The 15,237-nt window shown below is 52.5% G+C and carries 15 protein-coding genes; 12 read left to right on the forward strand and 3 right to left on the reverse strand.

The annotated features are described in order from the left end of the window. The first annotated feature begins 45 nt into the window (after nt 1–45). Nucleotides 46–441: a MerR family transcriptional regulator gene (locus ACI1P2_RS26000; protein WP_355324996.1), complete on the forward strand. Its 396-nt coding sequence runs from the start codon at nt 46–48 to the stop codon at nt 439–441. A gap of 116 nt (nt 442–557) precedes the next feature. Here ACI1P2_RS26000 and ACI1P2_RS26005 read toward each other — a convergent pair whose 3' ends face one another. Together ACI1P2_RS26005 and ACI1P2_RS26010 are read right to left on the reverse strand one after the other, a co-directional pair. Continuing rightward, the gene (locus ACI1P2_RS26005; protein WP_355324998.1) at nt 558–1,487 is read right to left on the reverse strand and encodes an NAD(P)-dependent oxidoreductase; all 930 of its coding nucleotides are present in this window, start codon (nt 1,485–1,487) and stop codon (nt 558–560) included. 57 nt (nt 1,488–1,544) lie between these two features. Beyond that, the gene (locus tag ACI1P2_RS26010) at nt 1,545–2,444 is read right to left on the reverse strand and encodes an NAD(P)-dependent oxidoreductase (protein WP_355325001.1); all 900 of its coding nucleotides are present in this window, start codon (nt 2,442–2,444) and stop codon (nt 1,545–1,547) included. A gap of 230 nt (nt 2,445–2,674) precedes the next feature. On the opposite strand from ACI1P2_RS26010, the gene ACI1P2_RS26015 reads away from it, so the two are divergent. Continuing rightward, nucleotides 2,675–3,652 (forward strand): aldo/keto reductase, encoded by a 978-nt coding sequence (locus tag ACI1P2_RS26015; protein ID WP_355325004.1) that lies wholly within the window; start codon nt 2,675–2,677, stop codon nt 3,650–3,652. An 81-nt stretch (nt 3,653–3,733) separates the two neighbouring features. On the opposite strand, the gene ACI1P2_RS26020 is transcribed toward ACI1P2_RS26015, so the two are convergent. Beyond that, nucleotides 3,734–5,509 carry an ABC transporter substrate-binding protein gene (locus ACI1P2_RS26020; protein WP_355325007.1) on the reverse strand — a complete coding sequence of 592 codons (1,776 nt, stop codon included), beginning with the start codon at nt 5,507–5,509 and terminating at the stop codon, nt 3,734–3,736. A gap of 171 nt (nt 5,510–5,680) precedes the next feature. On the opposite strand from ACI1P2_RS26020, the gene ACI1P2_RS26025 reads away from it, so the two are divergent. From ACI1P2_RS26025 to ACI1P2_RS26070, 10 genes are all read left to right on the forward strand, one after another. Continuing rightward, nucleotides 5,681–5,995: a hypothetical protein gene (locus ACI1P2_RS26025; RefSeq protein ID WP_355325010.1), complete on the forward strand. Its 315-nt coding sequence runs from the start codon at nt 5,681–5,683 to the stop codon at nt 5,993–5,995. A 198-nt stretch (nt 5,996–6,193) separates the two neighbouring features. Continuing rightward, complete coding sequence (locus ACI1P2_RS26030) at nt 6,194–7,408, forward strand: threonine synthase (RefSeq protein ID WP_355325013.1); 1,215 nt, start codon at nt 6,194–6,196, stop codon at nt 7,406–7,408. Nucleotides 7,409–7,505: 97 nt separating this feature from the next. Next, entirely contained in the window at nt 7,506–8,087 is a 582-nt protein-coding gene (locus ACI1P2_RS26035) for a DUF5412 family protein (RefSeq protein ID WP_355325016.1), read from the forward strand. A gap of 169 nt (nt 8,088–8,256) precedes the next feature. Beyond that, nucleotides 8,257–8,646, forward strand: coding sequence for a DUF3870 domain-containing protein (locus tag ACI1P2_RS26040; RefSeq protein ID WP_408976354.1), 390 nt, complete (start codon nt 8,257–8,259; stop codon nt 8,644–8,646). Nucleotides 8,647–8,782: 136 nt separating this feature from the next. Then, nucleotides 8,783–9,607: a M55 family metallopeptidase gene (locus ACI1P2_RS26045; protein WP_355325022.1), complete on the forward strand. Its 825-nt coding sequence runs from the start codon at nt 8,783–8,785 to the stop codon at nt 9,605–9,607. Nucleotides 9,608–9,622: 15 nt separating this feature from the next. Continuing rightward, nucleotides 9,623–10,555, forward strand: a complete 933-nt coding sequence (locus ACI1P2_RS26050; protein ID WP_355325025.1) for an ABC transporter permease — start codon at nt 9,623–9,625, stop codon at nt 10,553–10,555. Between the two features lie 2 nt (nt 10,556–10,557). Further along, on the forward strand, nt 10,558–11,475 hold the full coding sequence (locus ACI1P2_RS26055) for an ABC transporter permease (protein ID WP_355325028.1): 918 nt from the start codon (nt 10,558–10,560) through the stop codon (nt 11,473–11,475). A 4-nt stretch (nt 11,476–11,479) separates the two neighbouring features. Then, on the forward strand, nt 11,480–12,541 hold the full coding sequence (locus ACI1P2_RS26060) for an ABC transporter ATP-binding protein (protein ID WP_355325031.1): 1,062 nt from the start codon (nt 11,480–11,482) through the stop codon (nt 12,539–12,541). Between the two features lie 32 nt (nt 12,542–12,573). After that, entirely contained in the window at nt 12,574–14,193 is a 1,620-nt protein-coding gene (locus ACI1P2_RS26065) for a peptide ABC transporter substrate-binding protein (RefSeq protein WP_355325034.1), read from the forward strand. A 107-nt stretch (nt 14,194–14,300) separates the two neighbouring features. Further along, nucleotides 14,301–15,233, forward strand: coding sequence for a S66 peptidase family protein (locus ACI1P2_RS26070; protein ID WP_355325037.1), 933 nt, complete (start codon nt 14,301–14,303; stop codon nt 15,231–15,233). Nucleotides 15,234–15,237 lie beyond the last annotated feature (4 nt).

Below are 15,237 nucleotides of genomic sequence, written 5' to 3' on the forward strand. Positions count from 1 at the left end.
TTTTATCAAAATGGATAGAGAAACGATTGAAAGGAGGCCTCCCCCTTGAAAATAAGCCAGCTTTCCAGAGCGACGGGTGTAAGCGCCCGTTCGATCCGGTATTATGAACAGAAAAAACTGCTTAGTGCGAAACGGCTTGACAACGATTATCGGGAATTCGACGAGGCCGACGTCAAGCGGATCAAGACGATTCAGATTTATTTGGAGCTTGGGATGTCGACAAAGGAAATTCTTGAAATTTTGAAATGCCATGATACGTATGACGCATATTCCGACGACGGGGTCTGCGACGAAATGCTCGATGCCTACGAAGAAAAACGCGGGGAAATCGCTCAGCAAATTCAATCACTAACTGCCGTCCAGCAACGGTTGGATCAGCGCATTGAGCAAATGAAAGTCCGGCAATCCCTGATGACCACGACTAGCGGAGCTCCCGAATAAAATCATTTCTTAATCAGCAGCAAAAGGTAGAGGAAAGCCCGGTCCACCTGAAGATGGATCGGGTTTTCTGTTCTCAATTCGGCAGGAGGATAAATTACCTTTATTTTGAATTTAGGCTAACTTCGTTTCTCGCGGAGCAGATCGGTCAAACGGGCAAAGCTGTCCATGCCGTGTCCGGCGTCGACGGCTCGCTTGGCAATAACATGTGCTGCAAGCAGAACGCTGGAATCAATGCCATGGGCTTGTGCGGCATGAACAATATGCTCAATGCCCGCGGCTGCCGATCGAAGGTTGGAGCCCTCTCCCGGATATTGTCTGCTATCAGCTTGCTCGGCCATTATAGTCATAATTTCCGGCAGAATGCCGCTGATGTTTTGAGCGAAGGGAAGCAATTCTTTCGCGCTTATGTTCTCCGCCCGCGCCAAAGCGAGGGCATGCATGTAACCGCTCATGGACGTCCAGAAAATATCCAGAAGTGATATATCATATGCCGCAGCACGTCCGGGGTCTTCGCCGAGATGCACGGAAGTACCACCAATGCTTGCCAGGGTTTCGTGATAAGCTTCATAGACAGCCGCAGGTCCGCTGTAAAGGACAACGGCCGAGCTGTGGCCGATCGTCGTTGTTGGCGTCATAATCGCTCCGTCCAGGTAGGCGATTCCGTGTTCTGCAGCCCATTGTGCCATTTGGCGCGCGCGCTCCGGCGGGTTACTTGTCAGATTTACCAAGGTCCTTCCCCGCAGAGCTTCGCCAAGTCCACCGACGATCGCCTGCACGGCACCGTAATCGAGGACACAAATAATCGTCAATGGACTTGCGGCAACGGCATCGGCGGCGCTCTCCGCAAGGATCGCTCCCTGCGCGGTTAGGGCAGCGGCTTTACCGGTCGACCGATTCCAGACGGTTGTCGGATGACCGGCTTCCAGGAAGGCCCCGGCCAAAGCTTGCCCCATCGGCCCCAGGCCGAGTATCGTTACCGGTGTACAATTCAGGGTTTGCGTTGCTTCGATAAGGCCTGTTTGGTGAAATGGCTCGTTTATTGTCATTAGAAATAACCTCCAATCGAATCGAGTTCATACGTTAGTTTCAAATGTGCATACCGCTTAAGCCAATTCCGGTTTTCGTAGCAGCTCGACCAATCGGGACAGGCCGTCGGAGCCGTAGCCTTCTGCAACGCCGCGGTTGATCAGCTCCTGAATCGGCGTCATGAGCTCGGCGCTTATTCCGAGCTCCCGGCAGGCGTCAATGAAATGGATAAATCCCGTCTGATTAATATGAAGGCTGGACACCTCTGTTCGATGATCGCCCGTATCCACCGCCTGTGCCAGATGAGGCAGGGAGGCTGACATGGCCTGAAGCCAGGGAACAACAAGCGTGGTGAACGCCTCCGCTTGGATCTGTTCCGAGCGAACCATGGCCACGGCATGGAAGAAGCCGCCGAACATCCCGTACATAGCGCTCAATAACGCCAGGTCATGCAGTGGAGCCAAGCCGGGATCCTGGCCAAGATATCTCGCAGCCCCGAAGCTTTCCAGTGCTGGTCCATAGGTATCGAAAATCTTTTGCGAACCGCTGTACAGGAGAAACGCTCCTGGGGTGCCGATCATCTGCGGAATGCCCATGATCCCGCCATCCAAATATTCAGCGCCCCGTTCGGCCGTCCATTCTGCCGTTTGGCGTGCTTGTGCCGGCGTCCCATTAGTCAGGTTTACGATCGCCCGACCGTTCACTGTATCGCCCGCTTGTTCGAGAATTTCGTTCACAACTCTGTAATCCAACACGCAGATGATCACCAGCGGACTCGCCGAAATAGCTTCGGCCACCGTACCCACCACCTCTGCTCCTTGTGCCGCGAGCATATCCGCCTTGTCGGCCGTCCGGTTCCAGACCGTCGTCCGATACCCTTCCTTTAATAATGCTTGGGCCAGAGCCGATCCCATCATGCCTAAGCCGATAACCGTAACTGGCGGACGCTTGCTCTCACTTTGATTGATTTCTTTCATTAGAGTTCTCATCTCCTTTCTGTTTGATTTTAAAAGGTTGACATAGTGTCAAAGTCAATATGTATTTTTAAAACCGAATGAGGGTAATAGTTTTAAACACAGAAAGAAACATGTAAAATAGTGGTTGGCAGCGTTCTCACTTCGTAGATGGATACTGACTTCAACTGGAACGCAGAAGTTTATGCATTATTGCCAAATCCTATTTCACATGAAAGGGCGGGAGGCTGGACATGCAGTATTCTTACTTGGGCAAGTCGGGATTGAAGGTCAGTCAGCTGTGTCTGGGGACGATGAACTTCGGACCGGAGACGGAGGAGAAGGAAGCGTTCAAAATTATGGACGCTGCGCTGGATGCGGGCATCAACTTCTTTGACACGGCAAACGTATATGGCGGCGAGGCGCACAGGGGCTGGACGGAGGAAATCATCGGCCGCTGGTTCAAACAGGGCGGTGGACGGCGCGAGAAGGTCGTGCTTGCAACCAAGGTGTACGGGGACATGAATAATGATACAGACGGCCCCAATGCAGGACGGGGATTATCGGCTTACAAGATCCGCCGTCATCTGGAAGGCTCGCTGCAGCGGCTGCAGACCGATCATATCGAGCTTTATCAGATGCATCATGTAGACCGCAATGTGTCATGGGATGAGCTGTGGGGCTTGTTCGAAAACGCCGCGCAGCGGGGGCAGGTCGGTTATATTGGCTCCAGCAACTTTGCCGGCTGGCATATTGCCGTAGCTCAGGCTGAAGCCAAGGCGCGCCATTTTCTCGGGCTGGTGTCCGAGCAGCACTTATACAATCTGATGCAGCGGACGGCCGAGCTGGAAGTGCTGCCGGCCGCGGAAGCGCTGGGATTGGGAGTTATCCCTTGGAGTCCGCTGGCAGGCGGGCTGCTCGGGCGCAATGCGCTTTCCGGGACAGGTGCACGCAGTGCTCGCTCGCAGGAGCGGATTGAGCAGAATCGCAGCAAGCTGGAGCAATTCTCCGCTTTATGCCGGGAGCTCGGGGAGAAGGAGGATGTCGTTGCACTGGCATGGGTGCTATCCCATTCAGCCGTAACGGCGCCGATTATCGGACCGCGGACTTTGCAGCAGCTTGAGGACTCTCTTCGTGTTCCGGAAGTGAAGCTGGAGGAGGACGTGCTCAAGAAGCTTGACGAGATTTTCCCAGGTCCCGGCAAGCCGGCGCCGGAAGCATATGCCTGGTAATTTAACATAGTAAACTTAAAGGAAAGGAGTACCGTGCGGTTTGATGTGAACCGCAGCAGGTGCTCCTTTTCTGCGACAAGCTTATATTGAAGAGGGCTTGATCCATATTTTTGAAATATCGACAAATCCGAAGGCTTCCACCTGCAGGCCGCGCAGCGAAGGGTGGAGCCGGCTTTTTTTGTTCACATGGCAGCCGTGCAGCAGCCATTTTTCATCCCGGATGATTTGTTCCAATTGGTCAAGACACTGCTCGCGCTCTTCCGGCTGCATTTGGCCGAAGCTGCCAAGCAGGGCGAATATTGTCTTCTTTTGCTCGTCCTGCAGCAGCAGATTAAGATAATTTTCCGGATTAAGATAGAAATTGACCAGTCCCCATTGCACATCGGTTTCAAGTACCTCTTCAGCGAGAATCATATCCGCTTCTTCTCTGAACATGTGCGGGTCAATCCGGTGTATCGGATGAAGGTCAAGGTTTACACCGACTGAAGCGCAGCGCCGCTGCAGCCAATGCGCTTCCTCGGTTTCGTCCTTTTTCGGAAGGAAATACAGTCTCAATGTTTCCCCTTTATATCCGGCCTTGGCCAAAAGGGCCGTGACTTCATCAAGCGGTCTGTCCGGGATCGGTGAAATGCGGCTCTTCTCCGGGAGAAGGCTGTTTGCTGCCAGAAGCCGGTTTCCCTTCAACTCCCGGATCAGGGTATGCTGATTGTACAGAATGCGCATCGCCTCACGAAACGGATGCTGCCTGTGTACTCCCTTTCTCGTCATATTGAACAGCAGATAGCGGCACCCGGTAACGGCATAGTCCAGCTCCGACGCAGCCTGCTGCTCCTCCGTTTTAGGCATGTCCGTCTGCGGAAGCGAATAATTTCTGACATTGGAACGCTCGTTGGGCACAAACAGCAGTTCCACGCGGTCAAGCAGCGGCCGTTCTCTGAAATGATCGCTGAATGCTTCAAGCACAATCAGATGCTCGGTTTGTTCAGCTATACGGAACGGACCTGTGCCGATAACCGGATGCTCGTGCAGATTGGTTCCCACCGGAAGAATGGACATATGAATGGAGGCAATGGAATGCAGCAAGAAGGTATTCGGCCGCCGCATATAAAAAACAACAGTCCATCTTCCGCAGGTATCAACCCGATCCACATCGGCAAACTGCCACAAAACCGGGGAATGCTGCTCCCGCAGCCGGTTAAAAGTGAATACAACGTCCTCTGCCGCCAATACTCTGCCATGATGAAAGCGGACATCCTTGCGGAGATAGAATACCCAGCACCGTTTCTCTTCATGGTACTCCCAGGTGTGTGACAAGGACGAAAGAAAGCTGCGTGTGGACGGATCATACACGATCAGCGTATTGCACAGCTGGCTGAGGAGGCTGCTTTCGATCGCCGTAAATACCTTTGCGGGGTCCATCACATGAAGGTGACGGTTATAGGTTATGCGCAAAACTTCGGGACCGGCGGCATCCTGCCCCAGGGACTGCAGGCCAAACTCCCGGTCCAGCATATTTCGCAGCTTATCCTGTAAAAAAGGAGACAGGGCAGGGTTCACCATCAACTCCACCGCTTCCCTGACTTTTCCATCTTTGAGGTATGCCCTGAAATGCTCCTCCACCATTTCATCCAGCCCGCGCAGCAGGGTAATGCGGGAGGTACAGCCTCTGCCTTTTCCGGCTTGCCAGTGGATAAAACCCGTTTCCTCCAGCTTGCGCAGAATAAATTTGACGTTCCTGGGCGTGCAGCAAAGCTCGTCCGCCAACTGCTGCACGGTTACAGGGTACTCTTGCCCCTCGCCGCGTATGTTTCCACACATTTTCAAAATTCGTATATAATGCTGTTCCATCAAATTCATAAGGCTTCCTCCGGTTGTTAGCAACAAGTATATGGTACATCATACACTCTTTTTTCCGTTCTTGCGTGAACAATTCCGGTGCCCGAAGGGGAGGCATTTCCGCTTTCGACCAGAACCATTAAATTTGGGTAGGAATACATTGTGGAGAGAAGAATGAAAGGGGGGAATATCATGCAGATGATTTACCCGCTGGAGCAAAGCGTGTGCAGACAGCATATTGGCAAAAACGTATGCGTAGTCTTCCATGACGGCTCCTATATGACCGGTACGCTGAGCAATGTGACAGATCAGGGACTCTTTTTTGGCGGAGCGCCTGTCGCGTCTGTTAGATCGACCAACATCTCCAAGGCAAAGCGGCGGCGCATAAAGGGTGGCTCCGTGAAGACCAAGGCTTTTGGCCCTTTTGGATTCCGCAGGCCATTTTTCAATTTTGCGCCTTTTGCAGCCATTTCCTTATTGTTCCTGCTGCCTTTTCTTTTCATTTAGCAGACGGATCGGCAGACAGGTCCCGAGAAGGGGCACTGTCTGCCGATTGTTCCATTAAACTTTACAGCGGGAAAGACACCCCGATATAATGAAGCATTATATACATAGGCAAGGATTACATGATGATCAAAGGAGTTAATTTCGAGGTACATTTTGATGCCGAGGACCATTTCACTGTGAAAGCAGGGTGTATAAAGAATGACATTCAGTTATGTATCTCGTTTGCAGTGCCCGGTATGTGAAAAAACGTATGATACGGAGGAGCGGCACCAGCTTTGTACCTGCGGGTCGCCGCTGCTGGTCCGCTATCATCTGGATCGGATCAAGGCAGAGGTTGCGCAATTGTCCATAGGGGAGAGATCCCCTGATCTGTGGCGCTATCATGAGCTGCTGCCTGTCCGGAGTCCGGAGCATGTCGTTTCATTAGGGGAAGGCATGACTCCACTGCTGCGTCTGCCGCGGCTAGGCGGCGAGTACGGTCTGGCTCAGCTGTATATGAAGGATGAGGGTCTGGTGCCCACTGGCAGCTTTAAGGCACGCGGAGCGGCAGTGGGCGTGTCCAAGGCCAAGGAGCTCGGTGTCAAGGGGCTCGCCATGCCCACCAACGGGAATGCCGGAGCGGCCTGGGCGCTGTATGCCGCACGGGCGGGGATCGAGGCCACCATTGTCATGCCGCAGGACGCGCCTTCCATCACCCGCAGCGAGGTCGCATTAGCAGGAGCGCATCTGTATCTTGTGGACGGGCTGATCAGCGATGCGGGCAAAATTGTAGCTCAGGCCGTAGCGGATCAAGGGCTGTATGATGCTTCGACCCTCAAGGAGCCTTACCGCATTGAAGGAAAGAAAACGATGGGCATTGAAATCGCCGAGCAGCTTGGATGGACGATGCCGGATGTGATCCTGTACCCTACTGGGGGTGGTGTCGGTCTGATTGGCATACATAAAGCACTGCTTGAGCTTAAGGAGATTGGCTGGCTGCAGGGGCCGCTTCCGCGTCTCGTCGCCGTGCAGGCGGAAGGCTGTGCTCCGATTGTGAAAGCCTGGCAGGAGAAGAAAGAACGGTCGGAATTCTGGCACGATTCCACAACGGTGGCATTCGGTATCAATGTGCCGAAAGCGCTGGGGGATTTTCTGGTGCTGAGAGCCCTCTATGAAACAGAAGGGGCAGCGGTCGCCGTATCGGACGAAGAGCTGCTGCAGGAGCAGAAGCGGGTAGCCCGCCTGGAAGGGGCATTTATCTGTCCGGAAGGAGCGGCCGCTTTTGCGGCGGCTCGGAAGCTCGTGGAATCCGGCTGGATCAAGCCGGATGAGAGGGTGGTTGTACTTAATACGGGAGCGGGCATCAAATATCCGGAAACAGCGGTGGTAAGCCCACCTTTGCTGAACATCGGGGATCGTATTCCTGTAAAATAAATACAGGATAACTCATTGTCCGCAAGTGGAATAACTAATTCAGCTGAAATGATCATATACGACTTCAGAAGAAAGGGCTGTCCCTAAGTCATTTTCAATGACTTTTGGGAAAGCTCTTTCTCCAAATGGAGGTGAATTTTTTATGAAAATATATAATTGGAGTGCTTTTTCTCTAGTAATAATGTTGTATGTTTTAACGCTATACACAGTATATTCAAACATCTATAATAAATGGATAATTTTTCCTCCAAATTATATTATTCTTATCTTTTCCTTTCTGGCTTTGATTCTGGGTATATTAGGCTATTTCGATAAATCAAATTGGTTTGCGAAGTTACGGAGTTGGATCTCAATAATTCTCTCCTCAATACTTATTTTCACTTTTCTCATTGCTGTATCATTTACAACTATGTTCTCGGGATCAAAAGAGTTGCTGTCAACGGTCCATTCTCCAGATGAAAAGTATACAATCCATTTCTATCGTACTAACGCGGGGGCCATGGGGACATTTGGTATTTTAGGTGAGTTAAGAGGCCCACTCTGGTCTAAGAAAAAGATTTATGCTGAAAAGAGAGTAGATCAAGTTGAGGTTGAATGGAAAAATAACTACACAATTCTGATTAACAATCATAAATTGGATTTAAAGAAAGGGGAGTCATTGATTTTGATTTTGCAATAGAGCCTGAATTGTTGTTTGGTGTTATGTAAATTAACTCAATAAAATATAGTAAGCGATTTCATATAAAAATTTGTTTACAAAACCTCAACTTCGTTGTTAGAATTAGTTACATATCTGGCATCACCATCCATCAGGTCGACGGAAGCTTCCCTTCTGTCATCCCTCATGCATGTTAAAAGATGCGGATGAAAGGAAGATGCTTGTGAGCTACGACAAGGAGACTGTCTACATCATCGGAGATTCACAGACTTCCATGAACAATCCGATTACACAGCAGTTCAGCGCCTTTTTTATCGGCCTGGTGATTGATCCTGTCAGCCATAAGATTGTCGATGCCGGCTGCTCCTCAACGATCCCGCTGACCTCGCAGTTTGTTCAATCCATTTTTGTCGGACACAGCATGTTTGACTTTGAGGCGGTGGCCGAGGAAATACGGCGGAGATATCACGGGTCCTCACAAAAGGCTCTGATCGTCGCGTTCAAAGACGCCCATAAAAAATACAAATCCGTTCTGGCTGCCCGGCAGGAAGAAGCATCTGAAGCTTCCCGGACAGGCTGAACCGAGCTGCTTTATTTATCAGTATGGAAGCATACGCGTAAATGAAACCCAGCAAATGATGACCGATTGCTCGCTTTGAGTGGTACGGATGTTGTTTGCCGGGTTTTTTTATTTATCTAAAACAGGGGGTACTGGAATGAAGCTGTATATTTCAGTCGATATGGAAGGCATTACAGGGCTGGTGGATCACACCTTTGTGGATTCGTCCCGTTATAACTATCCGCGGGGGCAGAAGATTATGACGGCTGAGGCCAATCATGTCATTGAGACTGCGTTTTTTGAAGGCTTTTCCGAGGTGGTCGTTAATGACAGCCACTCCAAAATGAACAATCTGCTCATCGAAGAACTGCATCAGGAAACCCAGCTCATCTCCGGAGATGTCAAGCCATTTTCCATGGTACAAGGTCTGGATAGCAGCTTCGCCGGCGCCGCCTTTCTCGGCTATCACTCCATGGCTGCCAAGCGGGGCGTGATGAGCCATACGATGATCTTCGGCGTACGCGGTATGCACATCAACGACACCGCTGTCGGCGAGCTTGGCTTCAACGCATATGTGGCCGGCTATTATGGCGTTCCCATCCTGCTAGTGGCGGGCGATGACGAGACCGCGCTTGAAGCGGAGGCGCTGATACAAGGTGTTACTACAGCAATCGTCAAAAAGCGTATCTCGCGCTCCGCCGCCATCTGTCTGACGCCGGAAAAAAGCGGTGCCCTGCTGCGAGAGAAGGCCAAGGAGGCCATCGCCGCGCGCGACCGCATCAAACCGCTCGTCCCGCCGGACAAGCCTGTGCTGTCCATTGAATTTGCCAATTACGGCCAGGCAGAGTGGGCGAATCTGATGCCTGGAACGAAAATTGAATCAGGCTCGCCGGTCGTTACTTACGAAGCGAAGGACATCCTTGAAGCCTATCAGGCGATGCTCGTCATGACAGAGCTTGCTATGCGTACTACATTTTGTTGACGGAAGGGTGATTGAATGGCGCAGTACATATTTAAAAGATTTGTTTCCATGATCGTCACGCTGTGGCTGATCGTCACCGTTACTTTTTTTCTTATGCATGCGGTGCCCGGTTCGCCGTTTGACCGGGACGGCAAGGAAGCAAATGCCAATGTAGTGCAGAACATGATGGAATTTTACAATCTGGACAAGCCGCTGGGAGTTCAGTACCTGCTGTATTTAAAATCACTGCTGACTCTGGATCTTGGCCCCTCGATTTCTCACTACCCCGACAGTGTCAACAGCATGATTGAGCGCGGGTTCCCGGTATCCTTCCAGCTTGGCATCATCGCGCTGATCGTGGCAATTATCGCTGGCATCGCCCTGGGTACGGTGGCTGCGCTCAAGCAGAACGGTCTGATTGACTATATTGCCATGATTCTGGCGGTGATAGGTATCGCAGTTCCGAGCTTTATCATTGCTCCGCTTCTGATCAAATATTTTGCAGTGGAGTGGAAGCTGCTGCCGGTCGCCACCTGGGGGACGTGGAAGCATGCGGTCCTGCCAGCGGCTGCGCTTGCCGTAGGGCCAATCGCTACGATTGCCAGGTTGACACGGGCCAATCTGATCGAGGTGCTGACACAGGATTATATTGAAACCGCCAGGGCCAAGGGTCTATCGCCGCTGACCATCATTCTGAAGCATGCACTGCGCAATGCGATTTTGCCTGTTGTGACGCTGCTGGGCTCGCTGCTTGCCAATGTGCTGACAGGGAGCTTTGTCATCGAGAAAATATTTGCGGTTCCGGGTATGGGCAAATATTTTGTGGACGGCATTAACAACCGTGACTATGCGGTCATTATGGGCACGACCGTCTTTTATAGCGCCCTGCTTATTTTTCTGATGTTCCTGGTGGATATCGTCTACGGGTTTATTGATCCGCGGATCAAGCTGTACAGGAAGGAGGCGTGAGCATGTCCGTTCCGGATCAATTGTTCGTTCCGCTGCACAAACAGCAGGGAGCTTCCGAGCTCATCGTCCGTCCGCGGCTGTCGCTCTTGAAGCAGTTCAGGCTGCGGCTGTTCAGCAACAAACTTGCCCTGCTGGGCCTGGTGCTAATCCTGGCTCTCGGCGCATTGGCTGTGTTCGGTCCACTGCTGACAGAGCACAGCTATTCAGAGCAGACGCTCCTGAACAGCAACCAAAAGCCGTCCGCAGATCACTGGTTCGGCACCGACGAGCTGGGCAGGGACGTATTTGCCCGCATTATATTTGGCGCACGCATCTCCCTGTCCGTCGGCCTGATCGCCGCCATAATCGATTTTGTGATCGGCGTTGTCTATGGAGGCATCTCCGGTTATTTTGGCGGCCGCATTGACAACATCATGATGCGCTTTGTCGACATTTTGTATGGAATCCCTTATCTGCTCGTGGTTATTTTGCTGATGGTGGCGATGGGACCGGGGCTGCTAACGATTATCGTTGCGCTGACGGCGACGGGCTGGATCGGCATGGCCCGCATCGTGCGCGGGCAGGTGCTGCAATTAAAAACATCTGAATATGTGCTAGCCGCCAGAACACTGGGGGCAAGCTCCTGGTACATTATCCGCAAGCATATGCTGCCTAACGCCATCGGGGTGATCATTGTGCAGATTACCTTTTCAGTACCATCGGCCATCTTCGCCGAAGCCTTTCTCAGCTTCCTCGGCCTGGGCATTCAGCCGCCGCTGGCGAGCTGGGGCACGATGGCGAATGATGCGCTGCCGACCATTTTGTCAGGCAACTGGTGGCGGTTGTTCTTCCCGGCTTTGTTCATCTCATTGACCATGCTGGCCTTTAATCTGCTGGGTGACGGTCTGCTGAATACATTCAATCCGAAGCAAAGGAGGTAGGGACATGGCCGGATCAGGCAAAACCAACGACAAAGAAGTGCTGGTCGAGGTTGAGAATTTGCAGGTTTCTTTTAAAACCTCTGGCGGTACAGTCCAGGCTGTACGCGGGGTGAACCTCACCCTTCGTAAAGGCGAGACGCTGGCTATCGTAGGCGAATCGGGCAGCGGCAAGAGCGTGACCGCCCGCAGCCTGATGAAGCTGCTGCCCCTTCACACGTCCGTCATTGGACAGGGAAGCAGCATCCGGTACAAAGGCCGGGAAATAACCGGCTTGTCAGAGAAGGAGATGCGGGCGCTGCGCGGTTCGGAGATATCGATGATCTTCCAGGACGCTATGACGGCGCTGAACCCGACGATTACGATCGGGGAGCAGATCATGGAGGGAATTATCCGGCACCAGAAGCTCTCTCGCACCGAAGCAAAGCGGTTGGCCTTGGAAATGCTGCAGCTGGTAGGCATCCGTGATCCGGAAGTCCGCATGAAGCAGCATCTTCATCAGTTCAGCGGAGGCATGCGCCAGCGCATTATGATCGCCATTGCCGCCATTTGCAATCCGTCCGTGCTCATTGCCGACGAGCCGACGACAGCACTGGATGTGACCATCCAGGCCCAGATCCTGGATTTGTTCAAAATGCTGCAGCAGAAGACAGGGGTATCCATTATCATCATTACCCATGATCTTGGCGTGGTTGCAAGCATTGCGGACAGGGTCAACGTCATGTATGCCGGGCGGGTGGTGGAATCTGGCACGGTGCGCGATATCTTCTATAATCCGCAGCATCCGTATACCATCGGTTTGCTCGGCTCCATGCCAAGGCTGGATCGGAGCCGCAAGGAGCCCTTGCAGGCGATTCCGGGCACGCCGCCGGATCTGTTCGCCCCTCCCCGGGGCTGTGCGTTCGCTGCGCGGTGCAGCCATGCGATGGAGGTGTGTGCTTCGTACCAGCCAGGAACGACACGGTTGTCCGCTGGACATGCCGTAGATTGCTGGTTGCAGGATGTGCGTGCCCGTCATTTGGCACCTGGCCGCAGGGAAACGGCGATTGAAACAGCAGCAACTCGCTAGAAAAAAACCATTTTGGCGAAGGAGAGGTTGTAATGAAGAAGAGGAAAGTAACGGCTTTGCTTCTCGTATGTATGATGATGGTACTTATGCTTGCCGCCTGCGGAGGGGGAGGCAGCCCGGAAAGCGCTGCGTCCGAGGAAGGGTCCAAAATCCTTTTGTATAACAATACCAGGGAACCAACCTCTCTTGATCCGCCAGTCGGTTTTGACATGGTGTCCTACGATGTGCTCAATAACGCCATGGAAGGTTTAACCCGCCTCGGCAGCGACCAGACCCCGCAGCCTGCGCTTGCCGAATCCTGGACGGTGTCCGAAGACGGTAAAACCTATATATTCAAGCTGCGTGAAGGCATTAAATGGTCAAACGGGGAACCAATTACGGCTTCCGATGTAGAGTTTTCCTGGAAAAGGCTGCTCAATCCGGCAACCGCTTCTCCCGCGGCATTCCTGGCCTATGTCATCGAGGGAGGGGAAGCCTTCAACTCGGGGCAGGGAACAGCGGATGATGTCAAGGTAAAGGCTGTCGATGACACCACCGTAGAGGTTGTGCTGGGTCAACCGGCTCCTTGGCTGCTGAGCATGCTGTCCAACCCGGCATTTTTCCCGGTTCCGAAGGCAACGGTGGAAGCCAAACCGACATGGGCGAGCGAAGCGTCTACCTTCGTCAGCAGCGGTCCTTTCAAGATTAGCGAGTGGTCGCATGATGCCGAGATCAAGCTGGTAAAGAACGATCAGTATTGGGATGCGGCTAATGTAAAGCTGGACGGTGTCACCTTTAAAATGGTTAACGACAGCAACACGGAATACCAGATGTTCACGAACGGAGAACTGCATATTCAGGGCGTTATTCCCCCGGAAATGAGCGAGCAGCTGTTTGCGGAGAACAAGGTGACGGTGGAGGATTCGGCGGGCACTTATTTTTACCGGTTTAATACAACGATGCCGCCGTTCGATAATGCCAAAATCCGCAAAGCGTTTGTGATGGCAGTGGACCGCCAGACCATTATCGATTTGGTCGTCAAGCAGAAGCAAAAACCTGCGGAGGGGATCGTCTCTTATGGCCTGAAGGAGCCCTCTGGCAAGGATTTCCGCGAGGTTGGCGGCAACCTGGTCACATATGACCCGGAACAGGCCAAAAAGCTGCTCGCCGAGGGCATGGCCGAAGCCGGATATTCCACGCTTCCAGAAGTGACACTTACTTATAATACAAACGATCTGCACCAGAAAATTGCCGAAGCGATGCAGGCGATGTTCAAGGATAATCTGGGCGTAGACGTGAAATTGGCCGGTATGGAAGGCAAAGTGCTTACAGCGCAGCAGAAGGGGCTGCAGCTGCAGTTCTCCCGTTCCTCCTGGCTGCCGGATTTTGCGGATCCGATCAACTTCCTTGATATTTTCCGCAGTGACAGTCCGAACAACCGGACGGGATGGAAGAGTGCGGACTATGACAAGTTGATCGCCGCGATTTATGCGGAAACGGATGAAACGAAGCGCTTCGGGCTGATGCATCAGGCAGAGAACATCCTGATGGAAGAAGCCCCGATTCTTCCGATGTATTTTTATAACTCGGCTTATATGCAAAGCGATAAGGTGGAGGGAGTGCTCCGTCATCCGTACGGATATATCGAATTTAAAAGTGCGGATCTAAAATAAGCTTATAGAGACGAAGGCTGATGATTTGTATCGGGAGGCAGCCATCCCCCGCAGGATGCTCCTCCCCTCGTACCAGTGCGGATTCAGACACGGAAGGAAGATGTACAATGCTGCCAGTGATTCGACCGTCCCGTTTGCTGCCCGGAGATACGATTGGTATCACGGCGCCCGCGGGCTGGGGAGATCCGGAAGGGCTGAAGCCGGTGATTGCCCGCTTTGAGCAGATGGGGCTAAAGGTGAAAGTGGGGGACACGGTTTATAAAAGATACGGGTATCTTGCGGGAACGGATGCAGAACGGGCAACTGAGCTGAACGAAATGTTCGCCGATCCCGGAATTCAGGCCATAGTATGCTCCCGTGGCGGATACGGAACGGCCCGGATTGCGGATATGCTCAATTACGAGATGATTCGCAGGAATCCGAAAATATTTTGGGGCTATAGTGATATTACTTTCCTGCATAATGCGATCCGCCGCCATAGCGGACTGGTCACCTTCCATGGACCGATGCCAGTCAGTCTTGCCGAAGGGGACGTTCATCCGCTTACATTGGAAGGCTTTAGCCTTTTGAGGGAGCCGCGGCCTTTTGGATATGACGAGACGATAACCCCATTGCAGGTATTGGTTCCTGGGGAGGCCCGCGGGCGGATCGCCGGGGGCAATCTGACCTTGCTGGCCAGCACGCTGGGGACGCCGTATGAGCTGGATACGAAGGGCTGCATTCTTTTTATAGAGGATATCGATGAAGAGCCATACCGGATTGACAGAATGCTGAATCAGCTCCGTCAGGCAGGTAAGCTGGCTGAAGCAGCCGGGTTTATGATTTGTGATTTTCATCAGTGTGAGCCGAAAAAACGTCAGAACTCCTTCACATTAACGGAGGTGCTGGAGCATTACTTCAAAGCGGAAGGCAAACCCGCGCTCGCTGGCTTTGGCATCGGGCATGGAACACCAAATATCGCCATTCCTGTAGGGATAGAAGCGATTATGAACACCGACAAACGTCAGGTTGCATGTGTGGAACCGGCAGTGCTGGGTTAAGGAG

Source organism: Paenibacillus jiangxiensis, assembly GCF_046098255.1.
In the GTDB taxonomy this organism is placed as follows: Bacteria; Bacillota; Bacilli; order Paenibacillales; family Paenibacillaceae; genus Paenibacillus; species Paenibacillus jiagnxiensis.

What these genes read in the sequence shown, in the direction of transcription:
- ACI1P2_RS26005 (WP_355324998.1), bottom strand. Translation starts at nt 1,487, where the DNA reads ATGACAATAAACGAGCCATTTCACCAAACAGGCCTTATCGAAGCAACG.
- ACI1P2_RS26040 (WP_408976354.1), top strand. Translation starts at nt 8,257, where the DNA reads ATGTTAAAAGATGCGGATGAAAGGAAGATGCTTGTGAGCTACGACAAG.
- ACI1P2_RS26025 (WP_355325010.1), top strand. Translation starts at nt 5,681, where the DNA reads ATGCAGATGATTTACCCGCTGGAGCAAAGCGTGTGCAGACAGCATATT.
- ACI1P2_RS26065 (WP_355325034.1), top strand. Translation starts at nt 12,574, where the DNA reads ATGAAGAAGAGGAAAGTAACGGCTTTGCTTCTCGTATGTATGATGATG.
- ACI1P2_RS26010 (WP_355325001.1), bottom strand. Translation starts at nt 2,444, where the DNA reads ATGAAAGAAATCAATCAAAGTGAGAGCAAGCGTCCGCCAGTTACGGTT.
- ACI1P2_RS26050 (WP_355325025.1), top strand. Translation starts at nt 9,623, where the DNA reads ATGGCGCAGTACATATTTAAAAGATTTGTTTCCATGATCGTCACGCTG.
- ACI1P2_RS26045 (WP_355325022.1), top strand. Translation starts at nt 8,783, where the DNA reads ATGAAGCTGTATATTTCAGTCGATATGGAAGGCATTACAGGGCTGGTG.
- ACI1P2_RS26030 (WP_355325013.1), top strand. Translation starts at nt 6,194, where the DNA reads ATGACATTCAGTTATGTATCTCGTTTGCAGTGCCCGGTATGTGAAAAA.
- ACI1P2_RS26060 (WP_355325031.1), top strand. Translation starts at nt 11,480, where the DNA reads ATGGCCGGATCAGGCAAAACCAACGACAAAGAAGTGCTGGTCGAGGTT.
- ACI1P2_RS26035 (WP_355325016.1), top strand. Translation starts at nt 7,506, where the DNA reads ATGACTTTTGGGAAAGCTCTTTCTCCAAATGGAGGTGAATTTTTTATG.
- ACI1P2_RS26020 (WP_355325007.1), bottom strand. Translation starts at nt 5,509, where the DNA reads ATGAATTTGATGGAACAGCATTATATACGAATTTTGAAAATGTGTGGA.
- ACI1P2_RS26015 (WP_355325004.1), top strand. Translation starts at nt 2,675, where the DNA reads ATGCAGTATTCTTACTTGGGCAAGTCGGGATTGAAGGTCAGTCAGCTG.
- ACI1P2_RS26070 (WP_355325037.1), top strand. Translation starts at nt 14,301, where the DNA reads ATGCTGCCAGTGATTCGACCGTCCCGTTTGCTGCCCGGAGATACGATT.
- ACI1P2_RS26055 (WP_355325028.1), top strand. Translation starts at nt 10,558, where the DNA reads ATGTCCGTTCCGGATCAATTGTTCGTTCCGCTGCACAAACAGCAGGGA.